The sequence below is a fragment of the Roseococcus microcysteis genome, from assembly GCF_014764365.1.
GTDB classification, from domain to species: domain Bacteria; phylum Pseudomonadota; class Alphaproteobacteria; order Acetobacterales; family Acetobacteraceae; genus Roseococcus; species Roseococcus microcysteis.
This window is the reverse complement of record NZ_CP061718.1, coordinates 3,168,270-3,191,525: the sequence shown is the minus strand read 5'-3', so window position 1 is coordinate 3,191,525 and position 23,256 is coordinate 3,168,270. Positions and strand designations below refer to the sequence as shown.

The following is a 23,256-nucleotide window of genomic DNA, read 5'->3' as shown; positions in this document are numbered from 1 at the left end:
GCAGCATGCTCTAGGCCGCCGGACGCAGCCCCGCCAGGAACCGCGCCACGGCCGCCGCGATGGCCGGCGCGGGGTCCTCCGGCGTCGGCAGGTGGTAGATGAAGCGGCGGATGCCGATATAGACGATGCCGCCATGGAGGTTCCACATATCCTCCATCGAAGGCGGCGCGAGGCCCGGGCTGGCCGCGATCTCCTCGCGCAGCGGGGCCAGCAGGCGTTCGCCCACATGGTCGAGGTAGCGGCGGTTCAGCACCTCGCCCGCCAGGCCCGCCCACATGAAGATCCGCATCCACTCATAGGTGAAGATGGCGCGCGTGTAGGCGGCGTAGAAGGCGCGGAGCCGGGCCTCGATGGGGGTGGCGCGGTCGCGGATGGCGTCCACCCAGCGCGGGTCCAGCCGGTCCAGATAGACGCGGGCGAAGACGGCCTCGGTCAGTTCCGCCTTGCTGCCGAAATACTGGTAGACCAGCGCCTGGGTCACGCCCGCGCGCCGCGCGAGGTCACGCGTGGTGCCGCCCAGCCCCACCTCGGCGAAATGCGCCACGGCGGCGTCCAGGATCTGTTCGCGCCGCGCCTCGGGCTCCAGCCGGCGGCGTGGCGATGGCGGCGGGGGTCCGTCCAAACCTCTGCTTCCTCTCGCTTGACAACATGCTGCCCGCCGCTGATCAATTGATCAACAAGTGGCGCGGGGCGTGCAGTCTCGCGCAGGGAGCAGCGTTCATGAAGTGGCCCGCACTGGGATATCTGCGCGCGTCGAGCCTGGATGAGCTGTGGCGCGCGCTGGGGGATGGGGCGCAAATCCTGGCGGGCGGGCAGACGCTGCTGGCCACCCTCGCCTTCCGCCTGTCCGAGCCTGGCACCCTCGTGGATATCACCCGCATTCCCGAATTGCGCGGCATCACGGTGACCGGCGGCGTGCTGCGCGTGGGCGCGCTGACGCGCCATGCGGAGCTGGGGCGGGACGCGCTGGTGGCCCGCCACGCGCCGCTGCTGACGCAGGCCGTGCCGCACATCGCGCACCCCGCCATCCGCAACCGCGGCACCATCGGCGGCAGCCTGGCCTATGCCGATCCGGCCGCCGAATTGCCGGCCTGCGCCGTGGCGCTGAATGCCACGCTGGTGCTGGCGCGCGCAGGCGGCGAGCGGCGCATCAAGGCCACCGAATTCTTCACCGGCCTGCTGACCACGGCGCTGGAACCCGGCGAGATCATCGCCGCCGTCGAATTCCCGCTGGCCGGGCCGTCGCAGCGCGCCACGATCCTGGAGGTGGCGCGGCGCAGCGGCGACTACGCGATGGCCGGGCTGGCGGCGGTGCTGGACCTGGGTGCCGATGGACGCATCGCCTCGCCCCGCCTCACCTTCTTCGGCGTGGGCGAGGGCCCGGTGCTGGCCAAGAACGCCAATGCCGCCCTGGAAGGCCGTGTGCTGGACGCTGCCGCCATCGCCGCCGCCCAGGCGGCGCTGGAGGGGGACCTCGACCCGCCCGCGGACCTGCACGGCCCGCCCGCCATGAAGCGCCACCTCTGCCGCGTGCTGCTGGGCCGCGCGCTGCAATCCTTCACGCCCGCCACGGAGCAGGCCGCATGATGATCACCCTGACCGTCAATGGCGAGCGTGTGACGCGCCATGTCGAACCGCGCCGCCATCTGATCGATTTCCTGCGGCTCGATCTCGGCCTCACCGGCTCGCACGCCGGGTGCGAGCATGGCGTCTGCGGCGCCTGCACGGTGCGGGTGGATGGCGAGATCGTGCGCGGCTGCCTCGTGCTGGCCGCCAGCCTGGACGGCGCCGAGGTCACCACCATCGAGGGGCTGACCGACAGCGGCGAGGTGGCGGATTTGCAGGAGGCCTTCGTGGCCCGCAACGCCGCGCAATGCGGCTTCTGCACGCCGGGCATGGTGATGGCGGCGGCCGACATCCTGCGCCACCACGCCGATGCGGACCGTGCGGCGATCCGCGAGCATCTGTCGGGCAATTACTGCCGCTGCACCGGCTACCAGGCGATTGTGGACGCGGTGGCCGCGACGCTGTCGGAGCGGGCGATTCACACCCCGGCCGATGCCGGCCGAGGTGATCGCACGCAGGAGGCCGGCCGGTGAACGACATGCCAACGCCCGCCAGCATCGGCCTTTCGCGCGAGGATTTGCCCAACTCCTATATCGGCCGCTCGGTGCCGCGGCCCAATCTGCCCAAGCTGGTGCAGGGCCGCGCGACCTACACGGATGATGTGGTGCTGCCGCGCATGCTGCACGCGGCCTTCCTGCGTAGCCCGCACGCCCATGCGCGCATCCTCGCCATCCGCACCGAGGCGGCGCTGGCGGTGCCCGGCGTGGTGCGCGTCTTCACCGGCGCCGACCTCGCCAAGGTCTGCGACCCCTGGGTGGCGGTGCTGGACCATCTGAAGGGCATGAAATCCGCGCCGCAGCACCCGCTGCCGCTGGAACGCGCCACCTGGCAGGGCGAGGCGGTGGTGGCCGTGCTCGCCGACACCCGCGCCGCCGCCGAGGATGGCGTGGCGGCCCTTGAAGTGGACTGGGACCCCCTGCCCGCCCAGACCGACATGGAGACGGCGCTGGATGCCGGCACCACCGTCATCCACCCCGAGCTGGGCGACAACCTCGTCTTCACCCGCACCGCCACCAAGGGCGATGTGGACGCGGCCTTCGCCGCCGCGCACAAGGTGGTGGAGGCCACCTTCGTCACGGGCCGACATACGGGCGTGACGCTCGAACCACGCTCCATCATCGCGGACTACAACCGCGCGGATGGCACGCTGACGGTGCACCAGGCCACCCAGGCCCCGCACATGATGCAGACCGTCTATGCGAAGCATCTGCGGATGGAGGAAGGCCAGGTCCGCGTCATCTGCAAGGATGTGGGCGGCAGCTTCGGCATCAAGGTGCATGTCTATCCGGACGAGGTCGCCGTCGCCGCCATGGCGCGCATTCTCGGCCGGCCGGTGAAGTTCATCGCCGACCGCTTCGAGAGCTTCGCCTCCGACATCCATGCCCGCGACCATCGCATCAAGGCGCGGATGGCGGTGGAGGCGGATGGCACCATCATCGGCTTCGACGTGGATGATCTGACCGGCATCGGGCCCTATTCGGTCTATCCGCGCACCTCGGCCATGGAGGGCAACCAGGTGGTGAACCTGGTGGGCGGGCCCTATGACTTCGCGCATTACCGCTGCACCACGCGCGTGGTGCTGCAGAACAAGGCGCCCACCTGCCAGTATCGCGCCGTGGGCCACCCCATCGCGACGGCGGTGACGGAAGGCTTGGTGGAGATGGCGGCGCGCGCGCTGGGGATGGACCCCATCGAACTGCGCCGGCGCAACATGATCCGCGACGACGCCTACCCCTTCACCTCGCCGCCGGGCATGCGCTTCGAGGGGCTGTCGCACCACGCCTCGCTCGACAAGCTGCTGGAGATGGTGCCGGTGGCGCGCATCCGTGCCGATCAGGCCGAACAGCGCAAGAAGGGCGTCTATCGCGGCCTGGGCTTCGCGGCCTTCATTGAACTCACCAACCCCTCGCCCTTCATGTATGGCATCGGCGGCGCGCGGATTTCCGCGCAGGATGGCTGCACGGTGCGGATGGACCCGGACGGGTCGGTCGTCGCCTCCTCCGGCGTCACGGAACAGGGGCAGGGCACCGAGGCCATCCTGGCGCAGATCGTGGCGCATGGCGTGGGCGTGCCGGTGGAGCGGGTGAAGATCATCACCGGCGACACGCTGAACACCCCCTATGGCGGCGGCACCTGGGCCTGCCGCGGGGCGGGCATCGGCGGCGAGGCGGCGCTGCAATCGGCGCTGGCGCTGAAGGCGCAGATCCTGGAGGTGGCGGGCGCCATGCTCCAGGCGCCACCCGAGAGCCTCGACATCGTGATGGGTCACATCACCGACCGCGCGACGGGGGCGGAGCGGATGACGCTGCACGAGCTCGGCCGCATCGTCTATTTCCGTGGCGACACCCTGCCACGTGACCTGCCGCGTGAGCTGGTGCAGACGCGCCACTTCATCACCAAGGAATACCCCTTCGCCTTCACCAACGGCATCCAGGCCTGCTGGGCCGAGGTGGACACCGACACCGGCATGGTGAAGCTGCTGGAGCATTGGGTGGTCGAGGATTGCGGCCGCGTCGTGAACCCGCTGCTGGTGGACGAACAGGTGCGCGGCGGCGTGGTGCAGGGGCTGGGCGGCGCGCTCTACGAACACTGCGTCTATGATGAGCGCGGCAATTTGCTGACCACGACGATGGCTGACTACCTGGTGCCCATGTCGGCCGAGATGCCGGACATCCATGTGGGCCATGTCGAGACGCCGACGAAGGAAAGCCTGCTCGGCGCCAAGGGCGCGGGCGAGGCCGGCACGGCGGGCGCGCCCGGGGCGCTGCTGAACGCCATCAATGACGCGCTGGCGCCGCTGGGCGCGCAAGTGCTGGAACAGCCCTTCACCCCCGCGCGAATCCTGGCCGCGCTGGGCCGCTTCTGACGCCGGGAACGGGAGGAAAGAAACATGTCCATCCATCGCCGCAGCCTGGCCGCCGGCGCCGCCGCCCTGCCCCTCTTCGCTGTGCATTCGCAGGCGCAGACGGCACTGAACGTCACCATCGCCTCATCCCACCCGGTGGCCAACTTCTGGGTGTCCATGATGAAGAACGTCTTCCAGCCGGAGACGGAAAAATTCCTGCGCGACAACGGCAACACCCACCGCATCAACTGGCGCGAGGCCTATGGCGGCACGCTCTACCGCTTCCAGGACACGATGGAGGCGGTGCGCGACAACATCACCGACATCGGCTATGTCGGCACGCTGTGGGAGGGCAGCACCATGCCCCTCCAGAACGTCACCTATTTCACGCCCTTCGCCACCGGTGACCACGCGGTGGTGGCCAACGCCTTCGAGGCGATGAACGAGAACGTGCCGGCCATCCGCGAGAACTGGTCCTCGCTGAACATGGTGCCGCTCTCCTCCTTCATCACGGACACCTACCACATCTGGTCCACCTTCCCGGTGCGCACGCTGGATGACCTGCGGAACCGCAAGATCTCCGCACCCGGCACCAGCGCGAACTGGCTGTCCGGCACGGGGGCCACGCCGGTGGATGGCGCGCTGACCACCTACTACACCGACATCCAGACCGGCGTGTCCGAGGGCGCGCTCTCCTTCTTCGTGGGCATCCTGCCGACGCGCGTCTATGAGGTCGCGCGGCACATCTGCAAATGCGATGTGGGCGCGATGTATGTGGGCGGCATCGCGGCCAACCGCCAGCGCTTCGGCCGCTTCCCCGAGCCCGTGCGCCGCGCGATGACGGCCGCCGGCAAGGCCTCCACCGTCGCGCACATCCAGGACGTGTCCTCGCGCATCGCGGCCGCGGAGGCGGAGATGGTGCAGAAGGGCGCCATCATCACCACCCTCGCGCCCGCCGAGCGCCAGCGCTGGATCAGCGGCTTGCCCAACATCGCGCAGACCTGGGCGCGCAGCTCGGGCCCCGCCTCGCGCGATGTGCTCAACGCCTATTTCGCCGCCATCCGTGGCGCGGGCCAGACGCCCGGCCGCGATTGGGACCGCGAAGTGACCGCCTGAACCACGGACAGGAGTGCCGCCATGGCCGATGAGACGAACATGGCGGCGCTCGACGCCGCGCCCGAACGCACCGGCTTCGACCCGGTGCGGATCGCGCTCGATGCGCTGGCCGCCATCGGCACCATCTGGACCTTCGGGCTGATGCTGCTGATCTGCGCGGACGTCATCGGGCGTTCCTTCCTGAACGCGCCCATCACGGGCGTGGCCGAGATCGCGGCGCATTCGGTGGTGGGCATCGTCTTCCTGCAGATCGGCGCCACCATCCACCAGCGCCGCATGACGCGGGCGGACTTCCTGATAGACCGCATCGCCCGCGCGGCACCCGCGCTGGGCCGCGCCATGGAGGTGACCTTCCTGCTGGTGGGGGCCGCCGTCATGGCGTTCATCGCCTGGGCGGCCTGGCCCGGCGTATGGAATTCGCTGGCGCTGCGGGAATTCTTCGGCGTGCAGGGCCTCTTCACCGTGCCCACCTGGCCCTTCCGCGCGCTAATCGTGCTGGGGGGGACGGCCGGCGCCGTCGCCCATCTCGCGCTGCTGCCCAGCGCCATCCGGGGACGCTGACGCCATGGAAGACATCACGCTGGGCTTCACGCTGATCGGCGTCATGGTGGGCCTCATCATGCTGGGCCTGCCCATCGGCATCACGCTGATCGGCACGGGGGCGGTGGGCGTGTGGCTCATCCGCGACAATCCGGACCTGGCCTTCCGCTTCACGGCGATGTCCACCTATTCGGGCATCCAGGACTACCTCTTCGCCACCATTCCCTTGTTCGTGCTGATGGGGCTGCTGGTCAGCGTCTCCAATGTGGGGCGCGACACCTTCGAGGTGGCGCAGGCCCTGTTGCGCCGACTGCGCGGCGGGCTTGGCATGGCGACGGTGGGGGCGAACGCCATCTTCGCGGCGGTGACGGGGGTGTCCATCGCCTCCGCCGCCGTCTTCACCAAGGTGGCGGTGCCGGAGATGGTGCGCCATGGCTATTCCATGCGCTTCGCCACGGGCACGGTGGCGGGCAGCTCCATCCTGGGCATGCTGATCCCGCCCTCCCTGCTGATGATCGTCTATGGCGTGCTGGCCGAGGTTTCCATCGGCCGCATGTTCGTGGCTGGCATCCTGCCCGGCATCATCATCGCGCTGGGCTTCGTGGCGCTGATCTGGGTGCGCGCCGCCTTCTTCCCGCACCGGATCATGACCGCCGCCGCCCCCGCGCCCGCGGTGCCGGAGCGCGACATGCCGGCGGGCGAGATGGTGGCCAAGGCCGTGCCCATCCTGCTGCTGGTCGTGCTGATCCTGGGCGGGCTCTACAGCGGCTTCTTCACGCCGACCGAGGCCGGCGCGGTGGGTGCGGCCGGCGCGCTGGTCATCGCGCTGGCGCGGCGGCAGCTCGATTGGCCGAAATTCTGGCGGGTGCTGCGCGAGACGGGGCTGGTCTCGGCCTCCATCCTCTTCCTGCTGATCGCGGCGAGCCTCTATTCGCGCATGCTCTCCATGGCGGGCGTGCCCCAGGCCATCGGCGAGATGGTGGAAACGATGGGCCTCGGCCCCTACGGCTTCCTGGCCGCCTTCGTGGTCATCGTGCTGCTGATGGGCATGATCCTGGACAGCACCTCCATCCTGCTGATCATGGTGCCCATCGGCGCGCCCATCGCGCAGGCCATGGGGTTCGACCTGATCCATTTCGGCATCATGGTCATCATCGCGGTCGAGATGGGGCTGCTGACGCCGCCCTTCGGCATCTCGGTCTTCACCGTGAAAGCCACATTGGGCGACCCAAGGGTGGGCGTGGAGACCATCTTCGCCGGCGCCCTGCCCTATGTGCTGGTGATGGGCGCGGCACTCGTGCTGATCGCCTTCGTGCCGGCGATCGCGACGGCGCTGGTGGGCTAGACTCGTTTCAACGCGAAATCGTAGCGCAGGGTACGCCAGGGCGCGTCCAACACCGTGCCGTCGGGCGCGACACCCGGCGGCTGCGGCGCGAAGGGCACCACCAGCGCGTCCTTCACGCCGAAGACCGCGTCGCTGTCCAGGTATTCATCGCCCTCGGCGAAGACATGCGTCACCAGCGTCTCGTGGCCGGGCGCGCTGATCATGAAGTGCACATGGGCGGGTCGCATGGGGTGGCGGCCGGTGGCCTGCAGCATGGCGCCCACCGGCCCATCGGTCGGCACCGGATAGGCGGTGGGGGTGATGGTCCAGAAGTGGAAGCGCCCCTCGGCATCGGTGCGGAAGCAGGCGCGCAGCTCCGGCACCGGGCCCTCGGCGCGCTGCACGTCGTAGAAGCCCTCCGCATCCGAATGCCAGATGTCCAGCAGCGCGCCCGCCAGCTTCGTGCCATCGGCGCTCGTCACCTGGCCCGAGACGTGCAGCCGCTCGCCGTCCACGCCATTCGCCAGCACGCTGCCGAGCGGCTTCTCCGCCACACCCGCCACATGGAAGGGGCCGAGGACCGTGGTGGGCGTGGCCCCCTCCGGCAGGCGGTGGTTGATGGCGTCCACCAGCATGGACACGCCCAGCGTGTCCGACAGCAGGATGAATTCCTGCCGCTTGTCGTCGCATGTCTGCCCGGTCTGCGTGAGGAAGGCGATGGCCGCCTGCCATTCCTCGAAGCTCGGCTCCACCTCGCGCACGAAGCCGTGCAAATGGCGCACCAGGGCCTGCATCACCTGGCGCAGGCGCGGGTCGGGCGTCTGGTCGAAGCGGGCCAGCACCGCGTCGGTGATGCTGGCCTCGTCGAAGTCGCGCATGGGGGTCAGAGGCCGCCCATCGCGAGGTACTTGATCTCGAGGTAGTCCTCGATGCCGTATTTGCTGCCCTCGCGGCCCAGCCCGGACTGCTTCACGCCGCCGAAGGGCGCCACCTCGGTGGAGATGATGCCCTCGTTGATGCCGATGATGCCGCTCTCCAGCGCCTCGGCCACGCGGAAGATGCGGCCCACATCGCGCGCGTAGAAATAGGCGGCCAGGCCGAATTCGCTGTCATTGGCGAGTGCGATGCCCTCCTCCTCCGTCTCGAAGCGGAACAGCGGCGCCACGGGGCCGAAGGTTTCCTCGCGGAAGCAGAGCGCGCCGGCGGGCACGCCGGTCAGGATGGTGGGCTCGAAGAAATTGCCGCCATTGCCGTGACGCTTGCCGCCGGTCAGCACCTTGGCGCCCTTGGAGGTGGCGTCGCTGATGTGTTCCTCCACCTTCGCCACCGCATCGGCGTTGATGAGCGGGCCTTGCGTGACACCCGGCTCCATCCCATTGCCGACCTTCAGCCCTTCCACCGCCACCTTCAGCTTGGCCGCGAAGGCGTCATAGACGCCGGCCTGGACCAGGATGCGGTTGGCGCAGACGCAGGTCTGCCCGGTGTTGCGGTACTTGGACGCCATCACGCCCTGCACCGCGGCATCCAGGTCCGCATCGTCGAACACCAGGAAGGGCGCGTTGCCGCCCAGCTCCATGCTGGTCTTCTTCACCGTGGTGGCGCATTGCGCGAGCAGGGTGCGCCCCACCTCGGTCGAGCCGGTGAAGCTGAACTTCCGCACCAGCGGGTTGGAGGTCAGCTCCTTCCCCGTCTCCGAGGCCGGGCCGGTGATGACGTTGCACACCCCGGGCGGCATCCCCGCGCGCTCGGCCAGCACGCCGAGCGCCAGCGCCGAGAAGGGCGTCTGGCTGGCGGGCCGGATCACGCCCGTGCAGCCCGCGGCCCAGCCCGGGCCGGCCTTGCGGGTGATCATCGCACTCGGAAAATTCCAGGGCGTGATGGCGGCGAAGACGCCGATCGGCTCCTTCAGCACGATCACGCGGCGGCCCTGGGCGTTGTGGGGGATGGTGTCGCCATAGACGCGCTTGGCTTCCTCGGCGAACCATTCGAGGAAGCTCGCGGAATAGGCCACCTCGCCCTTGGCCTCGGCCAGCGGCTTGCCCTGCTCGGCCGTCATGATGGCGGCGAGGTCATCGGCATTCGCGTGCATCAGGTCATGCAGGCGGCGCAGGATGGCGGCGCGTTCCTTGGCCAGCAGCTTGCGCCAGGCGCCGAAGGCGGCGTGCGCGGCCTCGATGGCGCGGCGCGTCTCGGCGGTGCCCATGGCGGGGACATGGCCGATGACCTCGCCCGTGGCGGGGTTGCGGACGGCGACGGTCTTGCCGCTGTCGGCCTGGACCCATTCGCCGTTGATGAGGTTGGCCTCGCGGAACAGCGAGGGGTCCTTCAGCGGCAGCTTCGCGGTGGCGTCGAGCATGGCATGTCCTCCTGTGTTGGGGGCAGGATAGGCCGGGCGCGGGGCATTTGTCAGCGCCGCCCGGCATGGCGTGCGGCCTGCCTTCAATGGTAAGGCCCAGGGATGATTCGCAGCCTCTACGACTGGACGCTTTCGCTCGCGCGCACGCCGCATGCGCTCTGGGCGCTGGCGGTGGTGTCCTTCCTGGAAAGCTCCGTCTTTCCCATCCCGCCCGATGTGCTGATGATCCCGATGATCATCGCCCGACCCTCGCGCGCCTTCGTGATCGCGGGGGTGGCGCTGGTGGCCTCGGTGCTGGGGGGTGTGGCCGGGTATTTCATCGGCTACGGCATGTTCGAGACGCTGGGGCGGCCGGTGCTGGAATTCTACGGCAAGGCGGCGTATTTCGAGGACTTCTCCAGCCATTACAATGAGTGGGGCGCCTGGGCGGTGCTGATCGCGGGGGTGACGCCCTTCCCCTACAAGGTCATCACCATCCTCTCGGGCGCCACGGCGCTGTCGCTGCCGGTCTTCATCGTGGCGAGCATCGCCGCAAGGGGGCTGCGCTTCTTCCTGGTGGCGGCGCTGCTGTGGAAGTTCGGCCCGCCCATCCAGCAATTCATCGAGAAGCGGCTGGGGCTGATGTTTTCTCTGTTTGTGGTGCTGCTGGTGGGGGGTTCGCCGCGCTGCGGCTTCTCTGAGCGGCTAACCGCGCCCCCGCACCAGGCTCAGCGTGCTGGACGCCAGCGCGAACGCCACCCCGCAGAGAAAGCCCAGCCACGGCCCCGCCAGGGTGAAGCAGGCGGCGGCGGTGACGGCGCCGGTGCTCTGCCCCAGCACCCGCGCCGTGGCCTGCATGCCCCCCGCGCTGCCCGCCCGCGCGCGCGGGGCGGCTGAGAGCATCGCCCGGTTGTTGGGCGACTGGAAACCGGCGAAGCCCACCCCCGCCAGCAGCAGCGCCCCGCAGACGGCCCAGACCATGCTCGGCGGCACCAGGGCCAGGATCACCAGCGCGGTGGCCAGGAACACCCCGCCCAGCACGCAGGTCAGGGTGGAATTGGCCCGGTCCGCCCAGCGCCCCGCGATGGGGCCGAGCAAGCCCACCGCCAGCGGATAGGGGGTGATGATCATGCCGATCTGCACCGGGCTGAACCCCGCCGCCGAGAGGTGGAAGGGCAGGCTGATCACCAGCAGCATATGCGCCGCGAACATCAGCACCGAGGCCGAGACGGCAAACCGCACCACCCGGATCCGCAGCAGGTCCAGCGGCAGCAGCGGCACGGGCCGCGCCATCTCCAGCCGTACCAGCGCGGCGGCGCAGAGCATGCCCCCCAGCAGCGCCGGCACCGCCACCCAGGGCGCGTGCAACAGCAGATCCATGCCAAGGAAGACCAGGCCGAAGGCGGCCACGTTCAGCGCGGCGGCCGTGATGTCGAAGGGCCGCCGCCGCCCCGGCACGCGCGGCAGCAATTTCAGCCCGAAGACCAGCGCCGCCAGCCCCATGGGGATGTGCGCGATGAACACGGCCGGCCAGGGCGCCACCGCCAGCACGGCCGCCCCCAACGACGGCCCGGCGGCCGAGGCCAGCCCCACCGTCATGGAATTCACCCCGATGGCACGGCCCAGCTGCGCCGCCGGGTAGGTGTGGCGGACCAGCCCCGCCGTCAGGCTCATCACCGCGGCGCTGCCCAGCCCCTGCACCATGCGCGCGGCCAGCAGCGCCTCGAAGCTGGGCGCGACCGAGCACACCATGGCCGCCAGCGAGAAGACCAGCAGCCCCCAGGCCCAGACGCGGCGGAAGCCGAAGATCTCGCCCAGCGCCGCCATGGGGATCAGCGTGCCCACCACCACGATCTGATAGGCGTTGACGATCCAGACCGCCTCGGCCGGCGTCAGGCCGAGATCGGCGGCGGCCGAGGGCAGGGCGATGTTGAGCATCGCCGCGTCCAGCACGGTGACGGTGATGCCGGCGGCAATGCAGGCCGAGGCCAGCCCCCGCCGTCCGGGGGGCAGGCCATCGGCATCGGTACTGCTCACGCCGCGGCTTGACGCTTCTCCGCCTGCGGCAGGGTCACCCCCACCAGGCAATCCCGCGTGACGATGGCGGCAAGTTCCTCCTCGCTCCATCCCTCGGTGCCGGGGGGACGGGTGGGCAGGACCATCCAGCGGTAGTCGGCCGTGCTGTCCACCACGCGCACCTGCACGCCGGCGGGCAGCACCGTGCCGAATTCGGCCAGCACGGCGCGGGGTTCACGCACCGCCCGCGCGCGATAGGCGGCGGATTTGTACCAATGCGGCGGGTAGCCGATGACCGCGCGCGGATAGCAGGAGCACAGCGTGCACACGACCAGGTGGTGCAGCCGGTCCGTGTCTTCCAGCACGCCCAGCGGGGGCGCGCCCTTCATGGCCACGCCGAAGCTCTCGGCGGCGGCGGTGCCGTCGCGCAGCATCAGGGTGCGGAATTCGGGGTCCAGCCAGGCGCGGGCCACCATGCGGGCGCCGGTCTCGGGCTTCGCGCGCTCGGCCTGGGTCTGGCAGCGCTGGATGTCCTCCTCCACCAGCACGCCGCGGCGCTTGAGCGCGGCGACGAGCTTGTCCAGGAGTTCGACGCTCTCGGGCAGCGGGGTTCCGGCCATGTCAGGCTTCCTCCAGCCAATGTTCGAAGATCTCGATCAGCACGGTGTCGCCGGCCTCGCCCTCGCCCCAGACGGGGGGTTGGTCGAATTCGACATGGTAGAGGATGCGCGGCTCGCCCGGGCGGCCGAAGGCCAGATCCTCGGGGTTGGGGAAGCGGCCCAGCGCGCGCGCCACCACCCCCTCGCGCCCGCGCACGTAATGCGGGGTGCGCAGATGCATGGGCGCGATGCGCTCCGGCCGGCCAGGCTTCACCCGCACCCGCGCGCCGGGGGCGAAGCGGGCCTGGGCGGTGTCGTGCACGCCGTGGCTCACTTGATGTCCTCCCAGGTGATGACACCCTTGCGGACCATCACGGCCGTCACCGAACGCAGCCATTTCTCGTAATAGGTCAGGCCGAAATATTCGGTTTCATGCAGCGCCTCGATGTTGAAGCGCATCTCGTCCACGGTGAACAAGCCCTTCTCCCGCAGGACCGAGCGCACGGCGTCCACCCGCTTGTCGAAATCGCTGGGCGGCGCGTCGTCATCGGGCTCGACGGGGGTGCAGCGGAAGCGCGGGTTTCCGCCGAGGTCGTGGGTCGCGGGGCGATCGGGGTCGGGGCTGTCCATGCCGGGATGCTAGTGCCGGCCGCCCCGCCGCCGCAATGGTCCGGACGGGTTGTCGCGCGGCCCGGACAAGACAAGATGTCGCTCTTGCCTTATCCCTGCGCCGGAACATCTACAGGCGGCCCCAGGAAATTCCCATGGAAGTGATCCTCGACCCCCAGAACCCGTCCCAGCGCCCCGACCCCGTGTCGGATGGCGACCAGAAGACCTTCATGCAGGACGTCATCAACGCCTCGCGCGAGGTGCCGGTCCTGGTGGATTTCTGGGCGACCTGGTGCGGGCCCTGCAAGCAGCTGACGCCCACGCTGGAGAAGGTGGTGCGCGCGGCCGGCGGGCGCGTGAAGCTGGTCAAGATCGACATCGACAAGAATACGGCGCTCGTCCAGCAGCTCGCGCAGCTGGGCCTGCCGCTGCAATCGGTGCCGACGGTCGCCGCCTTCTACAAGGGGCAGATCGCGGACCTCTTCCAGGGCGCCCTGCCCGAGGGCGAGGTGAAGAAGTTCATCGAGAACCTGCTCAAGCTGGCCGGCGGGCAGATGCCCAGCGCCGAGATGCTGGCCGAGGCCAAGGCGCTGCTGGAAGCCGGTGACGCCCAGGGCGCGCTGGAACTCTTCGCGGGCCTCGCCCAGCAGGAACCCGAGAATGCCGAGGCCCTGGCCGGCCTCGCCCGCTGCCTGATCGCGCTGGAGGAGGAGGAGCAGGCCCAGCAGATGCTGGACAGCCTCTCCGACAAGCTGAAGGCGCATCCCGAGATCTCGGCCGTGCGCGCCGCCATGGAGCTTGCCGCCCAGGGCCGCGCGGCCGCGGGCATGCTGGGCCAGTATGAGCAGCGCCTCGCCGCCAACCCCGATGACCACGAGGCCCGCATCGAGCTGGCCGTGGCGCTGGCCGGCATGAACAAGCGGCAGGAAGCGGCCGACGCCCTGCTGGAGGCCATCCGCCGCGACCGCGCCTGGAACGAGGAAGCCGCGCGCAAGCAGCTTCTGAAGTTCTTCGAGGCCTGGGGCTTCGACGACCCCGCCACCATGAAGGCCCGGCGCGGCCTCTCGACCATCCTGTTCCGCTGAGCATGGACCCTTTCCAGCCCGCGCCGGAGCAGCTTCCCGCCGAGATCGCGATCTTTCCGCTCTCGGGCGCGCTGCTGCTGCCGGGCGGGCGGCTGCCGCTCAACATCTTCGAGCCGCGCTATTTGGCGATGACGCTGGACAGCCTGGGCCAGGGGCGCCTCTTCGGGATGATCCAGGGCGACCCGTCCAAGCCGCGCGGTGAGCGCGGCAGCGTCACCTATGGGGTGGGGTGCCTCGGCCGCGTCTCCTCCTTCTCGGAGACGGAGGATGGGCGGCTGCTGGTGACATTGACCGGCGTGCTGCGCTTCCGCGTGGCCGAGGAAATCGAGATGCGGCGCGGCTATCGTCGCGTGCGGGCGGATTACGGCGCCTATCTGGCTGACCTCGATCCGCCGGTGGACCCGGTGCCCCATGCCGAAATCCTGGACGCGCTGCGCCCCTATTTCGCGGCCAAGGGCATCGAGGCCAACTGGTCCGCCATCGAGGAGATGTCGGGGCCCACGCTGGTGACCACGCTCGCCATGGTCTGCCCCTTCGCCATCCCGGAAAAGCAGGCGCTGCTGGAGGCACCCACGCTGACGGAACGCGCCGCCACCCTCGTCACCCTGCTGCGCATGGACGCCCATGATGGCGGCGACCTTCCGCCCGATGCGCGGCCCAGCTAGAACTTGCCCATGAACCAGACCCCCCTCCCGCCGGCGGCGCCGTGGACCCGCAGCTCCTGGAAATCCTGGTCTGCCCGGTCACGAAGAAACCGCTGCGCTATGACCGCGACCGGGGCGAGCTGATCAGCGACGCCGCGGGCCTCGCCTATCCGGTGCGCGACGGCATTCCCATCATGCTGCCCGACCAGGCGCGCAAGCTGCCCTGATGCAGGTTACGGAGCTGCGCTACCGCGCGGCGGACCGTGTGCTGCACATCGCCTTCGACGACGGCGCGCGCTTCGCCCTCAGCGCGGAATATCTGCGCGTGGAGAGCCCTTCCGCCGAGGTGCAGGGGCATTCGCCCGAGCAGAAGCGCCTCATCGCCGGGCGGCGCCATGTGGGCATCATGAAGATCGAGCCGGTGGGGCATTACGCCGTGCGGCTGCATTTCGACGATCTGCACGACAGCGGCATCTACTCCTGGGCCTGGCTGCGCAAGCTGGGCGAGGAACAGGCCATGCGCTGGCCTGCCTATGAGGCCGCGCTGGCGGCGAAGGGCTTGAGCCGGGACCCGCCAGGGCGCTGAAGGGAGCCTTGCCCGCATATCGGGCAGACATGATCCCACCCCGGGGATTCGCCTCAAAAGGAGTCAGTTTCGCCTTGCGATGACGGTTTCCTGCGTGGTCCCCTCCCCGGGCACCCCAGATGGAGACCCCGCCATGGCCACCTCCCGCCGCGCCTTCCTCGCCGGCACCGGGCTCGCCGCCCTGTCCACCCCCGCGCTCTCCCAGGGCGCGGCCGCGCGGGCCCTGCGCTTCATCCCGCACGCCAATCTGGGCGCCGTGGATCCGGTCGCGACCTCCGGCTACATCGTCCGCAACTACGGCTTCATGGTCTATGACACGCTCTTCGCGGTGGACACCGACTTCAAGGTGCAGCCGCAGATGGTGGAAAGCCACGAGACCTCGGCCGATGGCCGCACCTGGCGCTTCCGCCTGCGCGAGGGCCTGCGCTTCCACGACAATGAGCCCGTCCGCGCGGTGGACGCCATCGCCTCCATCAAGCGCTGGGGCGCGCGGGACACCATGGGCCAGACGCTCATGACCGTGATGGACGAGATGCGCGCCACCTCGGACCGCGACTTCGAGATGCGCCTGAAGCAGCCCTTCCCGCTGATGCTGGAATCCTTGGGCAAGCTCTCCACCCAGGCGCTGTTCGTGGTGCCGGAGCGGGTGGGCAATTCGGACCCGCAGGTGCCGAACAACGAGACGGTGGGCTCCGGCCCCTTCCGCTTCATGCGCAATGAATGGGTGCCGGGCAGCCTGGCCGCCTTCGAGAAATTCGCGGGCTATGTGCCGCGCGCCGAGCCCTCCTCCGGGGCGGCCGGCGGCAAGCAGGTGCTGGTGGACCGGGTGGAGTGGCGCATCATCCCCGATGCCTCCACCTCCGCCAATGCGCTGCAGACGGGCGAGGTGGACTGGTATGAGCAGCCCAGCTTCGACCTGCTGCCCATCATCTCCCGCAACCGCAACATCCGCATCGAGATCACGGACCCGATGGGGTCCCTGATGATGATCCGCTTCAACCAGCTGCATCCGCCCTTCGACAACCCGGCCATCCGCCGCGCCGTGCTGATGGCGACGGACCAGCAGGCCTATCTCGATGCGGTGGTGGGCAACCCGCGATATTCGGCGCTGTGCCGCAGCATGTATGCCTGCGGCACGCCGCTCGGCACGGACCAGGGCGCGGGGGTGATGCCGGGCAACCTGGAGCGCGGCCGCGCGGCGCTGCGCGAGGCCGGCTACAACAATGAGCCGGTGGTGATCCTGGCCGCCATGGACAACCCGGCCAACAGCCAGATGTCGCAGGTGACGGCCGACCTGCTGCGCCGCATGGGCATGAACGTCGAGCTGGTGGCGACCGACTGGTCCGCCCTGCTGGCCCGCCGCGCCAACCGCAACCCGCCGGACCGGGGTGGGTGGAGCATCTTCCACACCTCCTGGGTGGGGCTGGATGTCGCGGGGCCGGCGCTGCACCTGCCGCTGCGCGCCCATGGCGCCCCCGCCTGGGCCGGCTGGCCGACGGACCCCGAGATCGAAAGCCTGCGCACGCAGTTCATCGCCGCCACCGACCCGGCCGAGGGCCAGCGCATCGCCATGGCGCTGCAGGCGCGGGCCTTCGAGAGCGTGCCCTTCGTGCCGCTGGGCACCATCATCCAACCCACCGCCTTCCGGCGGAATGTGCAGGGCATCGTCAACGCGCCGGTGCCCTTCTTCTGGGGCGTCAGCAAGGGCTGAACGCGAAAGGGGCGGCGAGGCCTTCGCCCCGCCGCCCCCTTGAGCCGGTGGCCCGGCGCGTCAGCCGCGCTGGCCGCGCGTCGCGCGCTCGGCCTCGCTCAATGCCGTCGCGCGGTCCGGGGAGGCGCTGTAGATGATGCGCGCATCCTCGCCCGAGCCCACGATGTGCGAGTAGATCGGCGCCTGGCCGCGGACGGGGCCGGTGTATTCGACGCGGGCGTCCTCACCATTGCCGACCAGCCGGGCCTCGCCACCGCCCAGCACGTTGGCGCCCTGCGGCGCCTGATAGGCCGGGGTGCCGAAGTCACGGGGGTAGGCGACGCTGTCCTGCGCCTGGGCGAAGGCGGGCGCCAGCAGAAGGGCGGCGCCGGCGGCGAGAGTGCGGAAGTTGATGGTCATTGGTGGTCTCCTGTCGGGGTGGCCCTTGGGCCGATGGGATCGGCGATCCCGTTGCCGCCTAATGTGAGTGACCGGTCGGTATCTTTCAAGTCACGGCCGTGAAGAACCATCATCACCATCGCCAATGGACGTCCACTTGCCCGTGGCGCCTGCGGGCATCCTCCGCGCCCGGTGCCACCTGTCGGAGCCTGGAAGGCTCAACACGAAGGGGCGGCGAGGCCTTCGCCCCGCCGCCCCCTGTTTCAGCGCCTTGCCTGGATCAGCCGCGCGTGTCGGGCAGGTAGCCCGCCTCGCTCAGCGCCTGGGCGCGGTCGGGCGTGGCGCTGTAGATGATGCGCGCATCCTCGCCGCTGCCGACCATGTGCGCGAAGACCGGCTCCTGCGCCTGGGTGGGGCCGATATGGACCACCCGCTGGCTCTCGCCCGAGCCGACCAGGCGGGCCTCGCCACCACCCACCACGTTGCGGTTGTCCGAGGCATAGGCCGGCGTGCCGAACTGGGGCGACACCACCACGCTGTCGGCCGCCATGGCGGGCGCGGCGAAGGCGGGGGCCAGCAGCAGCGCGGCGCCGGCGGCGAGGGTGCGGATATTCACGGTCATGACCAAACTCCTGTCGAAATGACGGCCCGCGGGCCGCGGGACCCTGTGGTCCCCTTGTCCAGGAAGCTGGGAAGGCCGCGCCAAACCGCCAATTCGCGGCGCGAACGGCCATCATAGTCCGTGTGAATGAAACTTTTACGTCATCTCCGTGACAGCTTCATGCGCGCAGGGGCAACCCCATGGCCTGCCGCGCGAAGGCGCGCTTCAGCGCCGGGATGCGGTCCACCGCCGCGATGCCCAGGCGCCGCGCCAGCCGCACCACACCCACATCGTTGCCGAACAGCTTCTCCAGCGCATGGGTCGCGCCGATCATCATCAGCGCATCCGGCCGGCGCTCGGCCTGGTAGCGGCGCAGCAGGGCCTGGCTGCCCACATCCTCGCCGGCGGCATGGGCGTCGCCCACCAGGCGGGCCAGGGATTCCACGTCGCGGAAGCCGATGTTCAACCCCTGCCCCGCGATGGGGTGCATGCCATGGGCGGAATCCCCCGCCAGCGCCATGCGCTCGGCCGTGTAGCGCAGCGCGTGCATGGCGGTCAGCGGATAGGACCAGCGGCGGCCGATGGGCTCGATCTCGCCCAGCCAGTCACCCAGGCGGCGCTGGAGTTCGCGCTTGAAGCGGGCATCGTCCATGGCCAGCAGGCGCTGCGCCACGCCGCGGCTTTCGGCCAGCACGAAGGCCGAGGCATGCGGCAGGTGGCTGGTGCCGAATTCGTGCTGGTCGTTCAGCGGCAATTGCGCGAAGGGGCCGGCCGGGAGGAAGAGTTCCAGCGCGCGGTTGTCGTGCGGCTTCTCATGGGCGAAGGCGCCCACCATGCCGATCTGCCCGTAGTTATGCCGCGCGCTTCCGATGCCGGCCGAGGCGCGCAGCGGCGAGTTGCGGCCCTCCGCCCCCACCACCAGCCGCGCGCGCAGGCGCTTGCCGTCGCGCAGGGTGAGGGTGGCGCCGTCCGCGTCGCGCGCCACCTCGGCGGTCATGGGCGCGAAGACCTGCACGCCGGGCAGCTCGGGCAGGCGGGCGTTGAGCGCCACGCGCAAGGCCCGCGCCTCCACCATCCAGCCGAAGGGTTCGTCCGCGACCTCGGCGGCCTCGAAGTCGAGGTCCAGCGAGGAGGGCCGTTCGCCGATGCGCCCATCGGCCACCTTGATGCCCTCGATGGGGCAAGGGGTGGTGGGCAGGCGGTCCCAGATGCCCGCCGCCTCCAGCACCCGGCGCGAGGCCAGCGCGATGGCATAGGCCCGCCCGTCGAAACCCTGCAATTCCATGGGCGGCAGCGGGGCCGCGTCCAGGATGGCGCAGGGCACGCCGCGGGCGGAGAGGGCGGCGGCGAGCGTGGCCCCCACGGGGCCGGCGCCCAGGATGGCGACTTCGGTTTCGAGCGTCTGGTTCATGAGCGACAGCTTAGTTGATTCCGTGAACGCGCAAGAGTCGGGCGTTCCGACGCCGTGGCATGGGGTCACTCTGCACGCAAAACAGGCAACCCCCGCGCAACCCCCCGATGAATCGTGCCCGAACCGAATGGCACGGGATTTGGATACCCGTAGGTTGACCGGCGGTGCGGCACCGCCGCGTATCGGGAGAGAGGCAGGCTGATGAAGCTCGTGATGGCGATCATCAAGCCCTTCAAGCTGGACGAGGTGCGCGATGCGCTCACCCCGCTCGGCGTGCAGGGGCTGACGGTGACAGAGGTGAAGGGTTTCGGGCGGCAGAAGGGCCAGACCGAGATCTACCGTGGCGCCGAATACCAGGTGAGCTTCCTGCCGAAGCTCAAGATCGAGGTCGCGGTGCCGGCCGAGATGGTGGACGCGGTGGTCGAGGCCATCTCCGCCGCCGCCCGCACCGGCAAGATCGGTGACGGCAAGATCTTCGTGCTGGATGTGGACCGCGCGCTCCGCATCCGCACCGGCGAAACCGACGCGGCGGCGCTGTGATGCGCGCGCCCAACCTTGGGAGAATTCCGAACATGAAGTCCTGGTTGCGCGGCGCGCTCATGGCCGCACCGCTGCTGGCGCTGTCTGGCGCGCCCGCCTTCGCGCAGGAGGCGACGGTGGACACGGGCGACACCGCCTGGATGCTCATCTCGACGGCCATCGTGCTGATGATGACCATCCCCGGCGTCGCGCTGTTCTATGCGGGCATGGTCCGCAAGAAGAACGTGCTGTCCACGCTGGCGCAGTCCTTCGTGGTGTGCGCGCTGGTGTCGGTGCTGTGGGCCGTGGCCGGCTACAGCATCGCCTTCGGCGAGGGCGGCGCCTATATCGGCGACCTGTCGCGCTTCATGCTGGCGGGCGTGGGCACCAACTGGAGCGCGCCCTTCACCCTGGGCAGCGGCGACGGCGCGGTGGCCACCACCATCCCCGAAAGCGTCTTCATCACCTTCCAGGGGACCTTCGCGGTGATCACGGCCGCCCTCATCACGGGCGCGCTGGCGGACCGCATCAAGTTCTCCGCCCTGCTGGTGTTCGTCTCGCTCTGGACGCTGCTGGTCTATGCGCCGGTGGCGCACTGGGTGTGGCACCCGAATGGCTGGATCTTCGCCCTCGGCGCGCTCGACTTCGCGGGCGGCACGGTCGTTCACATCAATGCCGGCGTGGCCGGCCTGGTGGGCGCCATCGTGATCGGCAAGCGGCTGGGCTACGGCACGGACAACATGTCGCCGCACAACCTGGGCCTCGCCGTCGTGGGCGCGGCGCTGCTGTGGGTGGGCTGGTTCGGCTTCAACGCGGGCTCGGCCGTCGGTGCCGGTGGCCGTGCGGGCATGGCCATGCTGGTGACGCATCTGGCCGCCGCCGCCGCCACCCTCTCCTGGCTGCTGGCCGAGTGGATGTTCAAGGGCAAGCCGTCGGTGCTGGGCGCCATCTCGGGCGCGGTGGCGGGCCTCGTCGCCATCACCCCGGCGGCCGGCTTCGTGCTGCCGGACGGCGCGCTGATCATCGGCGTGGTGGGCGGCCTCTTCGGCTTCTGGGGTGCGACCGCGCTCAAGAAGGCGCTGGGCTACGATGACAGCCTGGACGCCTTCGGCGTGCACGGCGTCTGCGGCATCGTGGGCGCGCTGCTGACCGGCGTGCTGGCCTATGGCGCGCTGTCGGCCACCACGGCGGACCCGGCCGGCATCAGCGGCTCGATGGAGCAGCTGGTGAAGCAGTTCTACGCCGTGGCCGCGACCTTCGTCTTCACCGCGGTGGCGAGCTTCATTCTCTTCAAGATCGTGGACGTGATCGTGGGCCTGCGCGTCACCGAGGAAGAGGAGCGCGAGGGCCTCGACGTCACGCAGCACGGCGAACGCCTGGGCTGACGCCCCCCGGGGCGATGGATGGGGCGCGCCGGGGGGAACTCCGGCGCGCCCTTTCTTTTTCAAGCTTCCGCTTGACCCGGCGCGGCCGCCTTCCCTTCTATTGTTCCATGCGCGATCTGGCGGCGGTGCCGCGCGGCGATGAGGACAGCTGGTGGGCCGTGGTGGCCACGGTGGGCCGCGCGCATCGCGTCGCCGAGATCTACCGCTCCCGCGCCGCCGCCCTGGAAGACCGCGCCTGGCGGGCCCAGCAGGTGCGCGCCTATGAGGATTTCCTCCGCCGCTCCCAGCGGCCGGTGCCGCATTATTCCGTGACACCCATCCGCCGGTCGGACCTGCCAAGGAAATGGCGCCCCCTGCCGGCCTTGGGCTTCCTCAGGGGCGAGTTCATCTGAGGGGCTGGCATGCGCGGAAATCGCGCATCCCCTCCATTCCCGGCCGCCCGGTTCACCCCTAATTTGACCGCATGGCCAAGCCCCGCGTCGCCCTCTTCGTCACCTGCCTGGTGGATCTGCACCGCCCCGCGGTCGGTTTCAGCGCGATCAAGCTGCTGGAGGAGGCCGGCTGCCAAGTGGAGGTGCCCGCCGTCCAGACCTGCTGCGGCCAGCCCGCCTACAATTCCGGCGACCGGCGCACGACGCAGGACATCGCCCGCCAGGTGATTGACGCCTTCCTGCCCTATGACTTCACCGTGGCGCCCTCGGGTTCTTGCGCGGCCATGATCTCGCATCACTATCAGGGCCTCTTCGCGGCGGGGGACCCCGAATGGCGCGCCCGCGCCGAGCGCCTGGGCGCCAAGACGCATGAACTGGTTTCCTTCCTGACCGATGTGCTCGGCGTGAAGGGGGTGGCGGCGCGCTATGACGGCCGCGCGACCTATCACGACAGCTGCTCCGGCCTGCGGGAGCTGGGGGTGAAGGCCCAGCCGCGCGCCCTGCTCGGCTCCGTGGCGGGGCTGACGCTGACGGAAATGCGTGAGCCCGAGATCTGCTGCGGCTTCGGCGGCACCTTCTGCGTGAAATACCCCGAGATCTCGACGCGCATGGTCAGCGACAAGACGGCCGACATCACCGCCACCGGCGCCGACACGCTGCTGGCGGGCGACATGGGCTGCCTGCTGAACATGGCCGGCCGCCTGAAGCGCGAGGGCAGCCCCGTGCGCGTGCGCCATGTGGCCGAGGTGCTCGCCGACATGACGCATGAGGCGCCCCCCATCGGAGACGCGCCGTGACCGCGCTTCTGGACGAGGTCCGCACCCGCGGCTTCGCGCGGCTGCGGCCGGAGGAAAGCCTAGCCCGCCTGCGCCTGCCCGCCCCCCTGCTGGCCGATTTCGCGGCGAGCTGGCAGCGGCTGGAAACCGACGCCTTCATGGCCGATGGCGGGCGCTATCGCCGCCGGCGCATCGCCAACTTCCTGGCCCTGCCCGGCCGCGCGGACCATGTGCGCGGCCTGCACCGGCCGCATTTCCAGGCGGTGGTCCACAACACGCTGAATGGCGGCGTGGACCGATGGTTCGCGCCCGTCGAGGACGCCACCATCGCCCACCCCGCCTGCGCGGGCCTGCTGGCCCTGGGGCGCGAGGTGGCGGACAACCTCCACCCCGACACCGCCTGGTTCGTCGAGATGCACCAGTTCCGCATCGAGGCCGCCGCCGGCACCCCCGGCCTGCCCACGCCCGAAGGCGTGCACCATGACGGGGTGGATGTGGTGCTCATCGCCATGCTGGCCCGCCGCAATTTGCGCGGCGGCGAGACGCGGGTGACGGACCCCAAGGGCACCGAACTCGCCCGCTTCACCCTGGACGGGCTGCTCGACCTGGCCGTGATGGATGACCGGCGGGTGATGCATGGCGTGACGCCGGTGGAACCCGCCGACCCTGCCCTGCCCTCCAGCCGGGATGTGCTGGTGCTGACCTGGCGGCGGGCCTGA

At 70.1% G+C, this 23,256-nt stretch carries 26 protein-coding genes and 1 pseudogene; 17 read left to right on the top strand and 10 right to left on the bottom strand.

What is annotated here, in order from left to right; genetic code table 11:
* Positions 1 to 10 precede the first annotated feature (10 nt).
* Complete coding sequence (locus ICW72_RS15365) at positions 11 to 622, bottom strand: TetR/AcrR family transcriptional regulator (RefSeq protein WP_191083515.1); 612 nt, start codon at positions 620 to 622, stop codon at positions 11 to 13.
* Positions 623 to 720: 98 nt separating this feature from the next.
* Between ICW72_RS15365 and ICW72_RS15360 the strand changes: the two genes are divergently transcribed.
* The 6 genes from ICW72_RS15360 to ICW72_RS15335 are packed head-to-tail and all read left to right on the top strand — an operon-like array spanning position 721 to position 7,472.
* Positions 721 to 1,587 (top strand): FAD binding domain-containing protein, encoded by an 867-nt coding sequence (locus ICW72_RS15360; RefSeq protein WP_191083514.1) that lies wholly within the window; start codon positions 721 to 723, stop codon positions 1,585 to 1,587.
* The gene (locus ICW72_RS15355; protein ID WP_191083513.1) at positions 1,584 to 2,099 is read left to right on the top strand and encodes a (2Fe-2S)-binding protein; all 516 of its coding nucleotides are present in this window, start codon (positions 1,584 to 1,586) and stop codon (positions 2,097 to 2,099) included. The genes ICW72_RS15360 and ICW72_RS15355 overlap by 4 nt, the downstream gene beginning before the upstream one ends.
* A gap of 5 nt (positions 2,100 to 2,104) precedes the next feature.
* Positions 2,105 to 4,492 carry a xanthine dehydrogenase family protein molybdopterin-binding subunit gene (locus ICW72_RS15350; protein WP_191086284.1) on the top strand — a complete coding sequence of 796 codons (2,388 nt, stop codon included), beginning with the start codon at positions 2,105 to 2,107 and terminating at the stop codon, positions 4,490 to 4,492.
* Between the two features lie 24 nt (positions 4,493 to 4,516).
* Positions 4,517 to 5,587: a C4-dicarboxylate TRAP transporter substrate-binding protein gene (locus ICW72_RS15345; RefSeq protein WP_184382457.1), complete on the top strand. Its 1,071-nt coding sequence runs from the start codon at positions 4,517 to 4,519 to the stop codon at positions 5,585 to 5,587.
* Positions 5,588 to 5,608: 21 nt separating this feature from the next.
* Positions 5,609 to 6,148 (top strand): TRAP transporter small permease subunit, encoded by a 540-nt coding sequence (locus tag ICW72_RS15340; RefSeq protein WP_191083512.1) that lies wholly within the window; start codon positions 5,609 to 5,611, stop codon positions 6,146 to 6,148.
* Between the two features lie 4 nt (positions 6,149 to 6,152).
* Complete coding sequence (locus tag ICW72_RS15335; RefSeq protein ID WP_191083511.1) at positions 6,153 to 7,472, top strand: TRAP transporter large permease; 1,320 nt, start codon at positions 6,153 to 6,155, stop codon at positions 7,470 to 7,472.
* On the opposite strand, the gene ICW72_RS15330 is transcribed toward ICW72_RS15335, so the two are convergent.
* Together ICW72_RS15330 and ICW72_RS15325 are read right to left on the bottom strand one after the other, a co-directional pair.
* Positions 7,469 to 8,329, bottom strand: a complete 861-nt coding sequence (locus ICW72_RS15330) for an intradiol ring-cleavage dioxygenase (RefSeq protein WP_191083510.1) — start codon at positions 8,327 to 8,329, stop codon at positions 7,469 to 7,471. The genes ICW72_RS15335 and ICW72_RS15330 overlap by 4 nt on opposite strands.
* 5 nt (positions 8,330 to 8,334) lie before the next feature.
* Entirely contained in the window at positions 8,335 to 9,807 is a 1,473-nt protein-coding gene (locus tag ICW72_RS15325) for an NAD-dependent succinate-semialdehyde dehydrogenase (RefSeq protein WP_191083509.1), read from the bottom strand.
* A 102-nt stretch (positions 9,808 to 9,909) separates the two neighbouring features.
* Here ICW72_RS15325 and ICW72_RS15320 point away from each other — a divergent pair.
* Positions 9,910 to 10,314, top strand: a pseudogene (locus ICW72_RS15320) (YqaA family protein); the annotation flags it as partial.
* A 177-nt stretch (positions 10,315 to 10,491) separates the two neighbouring features.
* On the opposite strand, the gene ICW72_RS20770 reads toward ICW72_RS15320, so the two are convergent.
* Genes ICW72_RS20770 through ICW72_RS21110 form a run of 4 tightly spaced genes read right to left on the bottom strand, consistent with a single transcriptional unit; the run spans position 10,492 to position 13,031 of the window.
* Positions 10,492 to 11,823, bottom strand: a complete 1,332-nt coding sequence (locus ICW72_RS20770; protein WP_223880624.1) for an MFS transporter — start codon at positions 11,821 to 11,823, stop codon at positions 10,492 to 10,494.
* Positions 11,820 to 12,422, bottom strand: coding sequence for a nitrile hydratase subunit alpha (locus ICW72_RS15315; protein WP_191083507.1), 603 nt, complete (start codon positions 12,420 to 12,422; stop codon positions 11,820 to 11,822). The genes ICW72_RS20770 and ICW72_RS15315 overlap by 4 nt, the downstream gene beginning before the upstream one ends.
* A gap of 1 nt (position 12,423) precedes the next feature.
* Complete coding sequence (locus tag ICW72_RS21115) at positions 12,424 to 12,735, bottom strand: SH3-like domain-containing protein (RefSeq protein ID WP_269749820.1); 312 nt, start codon at positions 12,733 to 12,735, stop codon at positions 12,424 to 12,426.
* Positions 12,732 to 13,031 carry an SH3-like domain-containing protein gene (locus ICW72_RS21110; RefSeq protein WP_191083505.1) on the bottom strand — a complete coding sequence of 100 codons (300 nt, stop codon included), beginning with the start codon at positions 13,029 to 13,031 and terminating at the stop codon, positions 12,732 to 12,734. Before ICW72_RS21110 ends, ICW72_RS21115 begins: the two co-directional genes overlap by 4 nt.
* 134 nt (positions 13,032 to 13,165) lie before the next feature.
* On the opposite strand from ICW72_RS21110, the gene ICW72_RS15300 reads away from it, so the two are divergent.
* The 5 genes from ICW72_RS15300 to ICW72_RS15280 all read left to right on the top strand — a co-directional run bounded on the left by ICW72_RS15300 (position 13,166) and on the right by ICW72_RS15280 (position 17,036).
* The gene (locus ICW72_RS15300) at positions 13,166 to 14,095 is read left to right on the top strand and encodes a thioredoxin family protein (RefSeq protein ID WP_191083504.1); all 930 of its coding nucleotides are present in this window, start codon (positions 13,166 to 13,168) and stop codon (positions 14,093 to 14,095) included.
* A gap of 2 nt (positions 14,096 to 14,097) precedes the next feature.
* The gene (locus tag ICW72_RS15295; RefSeq protein ID WP_191083503.1) at positions 14,098 to 14,760 is read left to right on the top strand and encodes an LON peptidase substrate-binding domain-containing protein; all 663 of its coding nucleotides are present in this window, start codon (positions 14,098 to 14,100) and stop codon (positions 14,758 to 14,760) included.
* Between the two features lie 41 nt (positions 14,761 to 14,801).
* A complete protein-coding gene (locus tag ICW72_RS15290; protein ID WP_191083502.1) occupies positions 14,802 to 14,966 on the top strand; it encodes a Trm112 family protein in 165 nt (54 codons plus the stop codon).
* Positions 14,966 to 15,325 carry a gamma-butyrobetaine hydroxylase-like domain-containing protein gene (locus ICW72_RS15285; protein ID WP_191083501.1) on the top strand — a complete coding sequence of 120 codons (360 nt, stop codon included), beginning with the start codon at positions 14,966 to 14,968 and terminating at the stop codon, positions 15,323 to 15,325. Before ICW72_RS15290 ends, ICW72_RS15285 begins: the two co-directional genes overlap by 1 nt.
* Before the next feature lie 133 nt (positions 15,326 to 15,458).
* Entirely contained in the window at positions 15,459 to 17,036 is a 1,578-nt protein-coding gene (locus tag ICW72_RS15280; RefSeq protein ID WP_191083500.1) for an ABC transporter substrate-binding protein, read from the top strand.
* A gap of 60 nt (positions 17,037 to 17,096) precedes the next feature.
* On the opposite strand, the gene ICW72_RS15275 is transcribed toward ICW72_RS15280, so the two are convergent.
* The 3 genes from ICW72_RS15275 to ICW72_RS15265 all read right to left on the bottom strand — a co-directional run bounded on the left by ICW72_RS15275 (position 17,097) and on the right by ICW72_RS15265 (position 19,426).
* Complete coding sequence (locus ICW72_RS15275; protein ID WP_191083499.1) at positions 17,097 to 17,435, bottom strand: hypothetical protein; 339 nt, start codon at positions 17,433 to 17,435, stop codon at positions 17,097 to 17,099.
* A gap of 259 nt (positions 17,436 to 17,694) precedes the next feature.
* A complete protein-coding gene (locus tag ICW72_RS15270; RefSeq protein ID WP_191083498.1) occupies positions 17,695 to 18,036 on the bottom strand; it encodes a hypothetical protein in 342 nt (113 codons plus the stop codon).
* Positions 18,037 to 18,193: 157 nt separating this feature from the next.
* Positions 18,194 to 19,426, bottom strand: coding sequence for a UbiH/UbiF/VisC/COQ6 family ubiquinone biosynthesis hydroxylase (locus ICW72_RS15265; RefSeq protein WP_191083497.1), 1,233 nt, complete (start codon positions 19,424 to 19,426; stop codon positions 18,194 to 18,196).
* Positions 19,427 to 19,627: 201 nt separating this feature from the next.
* Here ICW72_RS15265 and ICW72_RS15260 point away from each other — a divergent pair, with 201 nt between their 5' ends.
* From ICW72_RS15260 to ICW72_RS15240, 5 genes are all read left to right on the top strand, one after another.
* Positions 19,628 to 19,966 (top strand): P-II family nitrogen regulator, encoded by a 339-nt coding sequence (locus ICW72_RS15260; RefSeq protein ID WP_184382431.1) that lies wholly within the window; start codon positions 19,628 to 19,630, stop codon positions 19,964 to 19,966.
* Positions 19,967 to 19,998: 32 nt separating this feature from the next.
* Positions 19,999 to 21,330, top strand: coding sequence for an ammonium transporter (locus tag ICW72_RS15255; RefSeq protein WP_191083496.1), 1,332 nt, complete (start codon positions 19,999 to 20,001; stop codon positions 21,328 to 21,330).
* 107 nt (positions 21,331 to 21,437) lie between these two features.
* Entirely contained in the window at positions 21,438 to 21,722 is a 285-nt protein-coding gene (locus ICW72_RS15250; RefSeq protein WP_184382429.1) for a hypothetical protein, read from the top strand.
* Positions 21,723 to 21,793: 71 nt separating this feature from the next.
* A complete protein-coding gene (locus ICW72_RS15245) occupies positions 21,794 to 22,558 on the top strand; it encodes a (Fe-S)-binding protein (protein ID WP_191083495.1) in 765 nt (254 codons plus the stop codon).
* Entirely contained in the window at positions 22,555 to 23,256 is a 702-nt protein-coding gene (locus ICW72_RS15240; RefSeq protein ID WP_191083494.1) for a 2OG-Fe dioxygenase family protein, read from the top strand. Before ICW72_RS15245 ends, ICW72_RS15240 begins: the two co-directional genes overlap by 4 nt.

Excerpts from the sequence above, each read along its gene's own strand:
- ICW72_RS15360 (WP_191083514.1), top strand. The coding sequence starts at position 721 with ATGAAGTGGCCCGCACTGGGATATCTGCGCGCGTCGAGCCTGGATGAG.
- ICW72_RS15355 (WP_191083513.1), top strand. The coding sequence starts at position 1,584 with ATGATGATCACCCTGACCGTCAATGGCGAGCGTGTGACGCGCCATGTC.
- ICW72_RS15350 (WP_191086284.1), top strand. The coding sequence starts at position 2,105 with ATGCCAACGCCCGCCAGCATCGGCCTTTCGCGCGAGGATTTGCCCAAC.
- ICW72_RS15345 (WP_184382457.1), top strand. The coding sequence starts at position 4,517 with ATGTCCATCCATCGCCGCAGCCTGGCCGCCGGCGCCGCCGCCCTGCCC.
- ICW72_RS15340 (WP_191083512.1), top strand. The coding sequence starts at position 5,609 with ATGGCCGATGAGACGAACATGGCGGCGCTCGACGCCGCGCCCGAACGC.
- ICW72_RS15335 (WP_191083511.1), top strand. The coding sequence starts at position 6,153 with ATGGAAGACATCACGCTGGGCTTCACGCTGATCGGCGTCATGGTGGGC.
- ICW72_RS15330 (WP_191083510.1), bottom strand. The coding sequence starts at position 8,329 with ATGCGCGACTTCGACGAGGCCAGCATCACCGACGCGGTGCTGGCCCGC.
- ICW72_RS15325 (WP_191083509.1), bottom strand. The coding sequence starts at position 9,807 with ATGCTCGACGCCACCGCGAAGCTGCCGCTGAAGGACCCCTCGCTGTTC.
- ICW72_RS15315 (WP_191083507.1), bottom strand. The coding sequence starts at position 12,422 with ATGGCCGGAACCCCGCTGCCCGAGAGCGTCGAACTCCTGGACAAGCTC.
- ICW72_RS21110 (WP_191083505.1), bottom strand. The coding sequence starts at position 13,031 with ATGGACAGCCCCGACCCCGATCGCCCCGCGACCCACGACCTCGGCGGA.
- ICW72_RS15300 (WP_191083504.1), top strand. The coding sequence starts at position 13,166 with ATGGAAGTGATCCTCGACCCCCAGAACCCGTCCCAGCGCCCCGACCCC.
- ICW72_RS15295 (WP_191083503.1), top strand. The coding sequence starts at position 14,098 with ATGGACCCTTTCCAGCCCGCGCCGGAGCAGCTTCCCGCCGAGATCGCG.
- ICW72_RS15285 (WP_191083501.1), top strand. The coding sequence starts at position 14,966 with ATGCAGGTTACGGAGCTGCGCTACCGCGCGGCGGACCGTGTGCTGCAC.
- ICW72_RS15280 (WP_191083500.1), top strand. The coding sequence starts at position 15,459 with ATGGCCACCTCCCGCCGCGCCTTCCTCGCCGGCACCGGGCTCGCCGCC.
- ICW72_RS15275 (WP_191083499.1), bottom strand. The coding sequence starts at position 17,435 with ATGACCATCAACTTCCGCACTCTCGCCGCCGGCGCCGCCCTTCTGCTG.
- ICW72_RS15270 (WP_191083498.1), bottom strand. The coding sequence starts at position 18,036 with ATGACCGTGAATATCCGCACCCTCGCCGCCGGCGCCGCGCTGCTGCTG.
- ICW72_RS15265 (WP_191083497.1), bottom strand. The coding sequence starts at position 19,426 with ATGAACCAGACGCTCGAAACCGAAGTCGCCATCCTGGGCGCCGGCCCC.
- ICW72_RS15260 (WP_184382431.1), top strand. The coding sequence starts at position 19,628 with ATGAAGCTCGTGATGGCGATCATCAAGCCCTTCAAGCTGGACGAGGTG.
- ICW72_RS15255 (WP_191083496.1), top strand. The coding sequence starts at position 19,999 with ATGAAGTCCTGGTTGCGCGGCGCGCTCATGGCCGCACCGCTGCTGGCG.
- ICW72_RS15250 (WP_184382429.1), top strand. The coding sequence starts at position 21,438 with ATGCGCGATCTGGCGGCGGTGCCGCGCGGCGATGAGGACAGCTGGTGG.
- ICW72_RS15245 (WP_191083495.1), top strand. The coding sequence starts at position 21,794 with ATGGCCAAGCCCCGCGTCGCCCTCTTCGTCACCTGCCTGGTGGATCTG.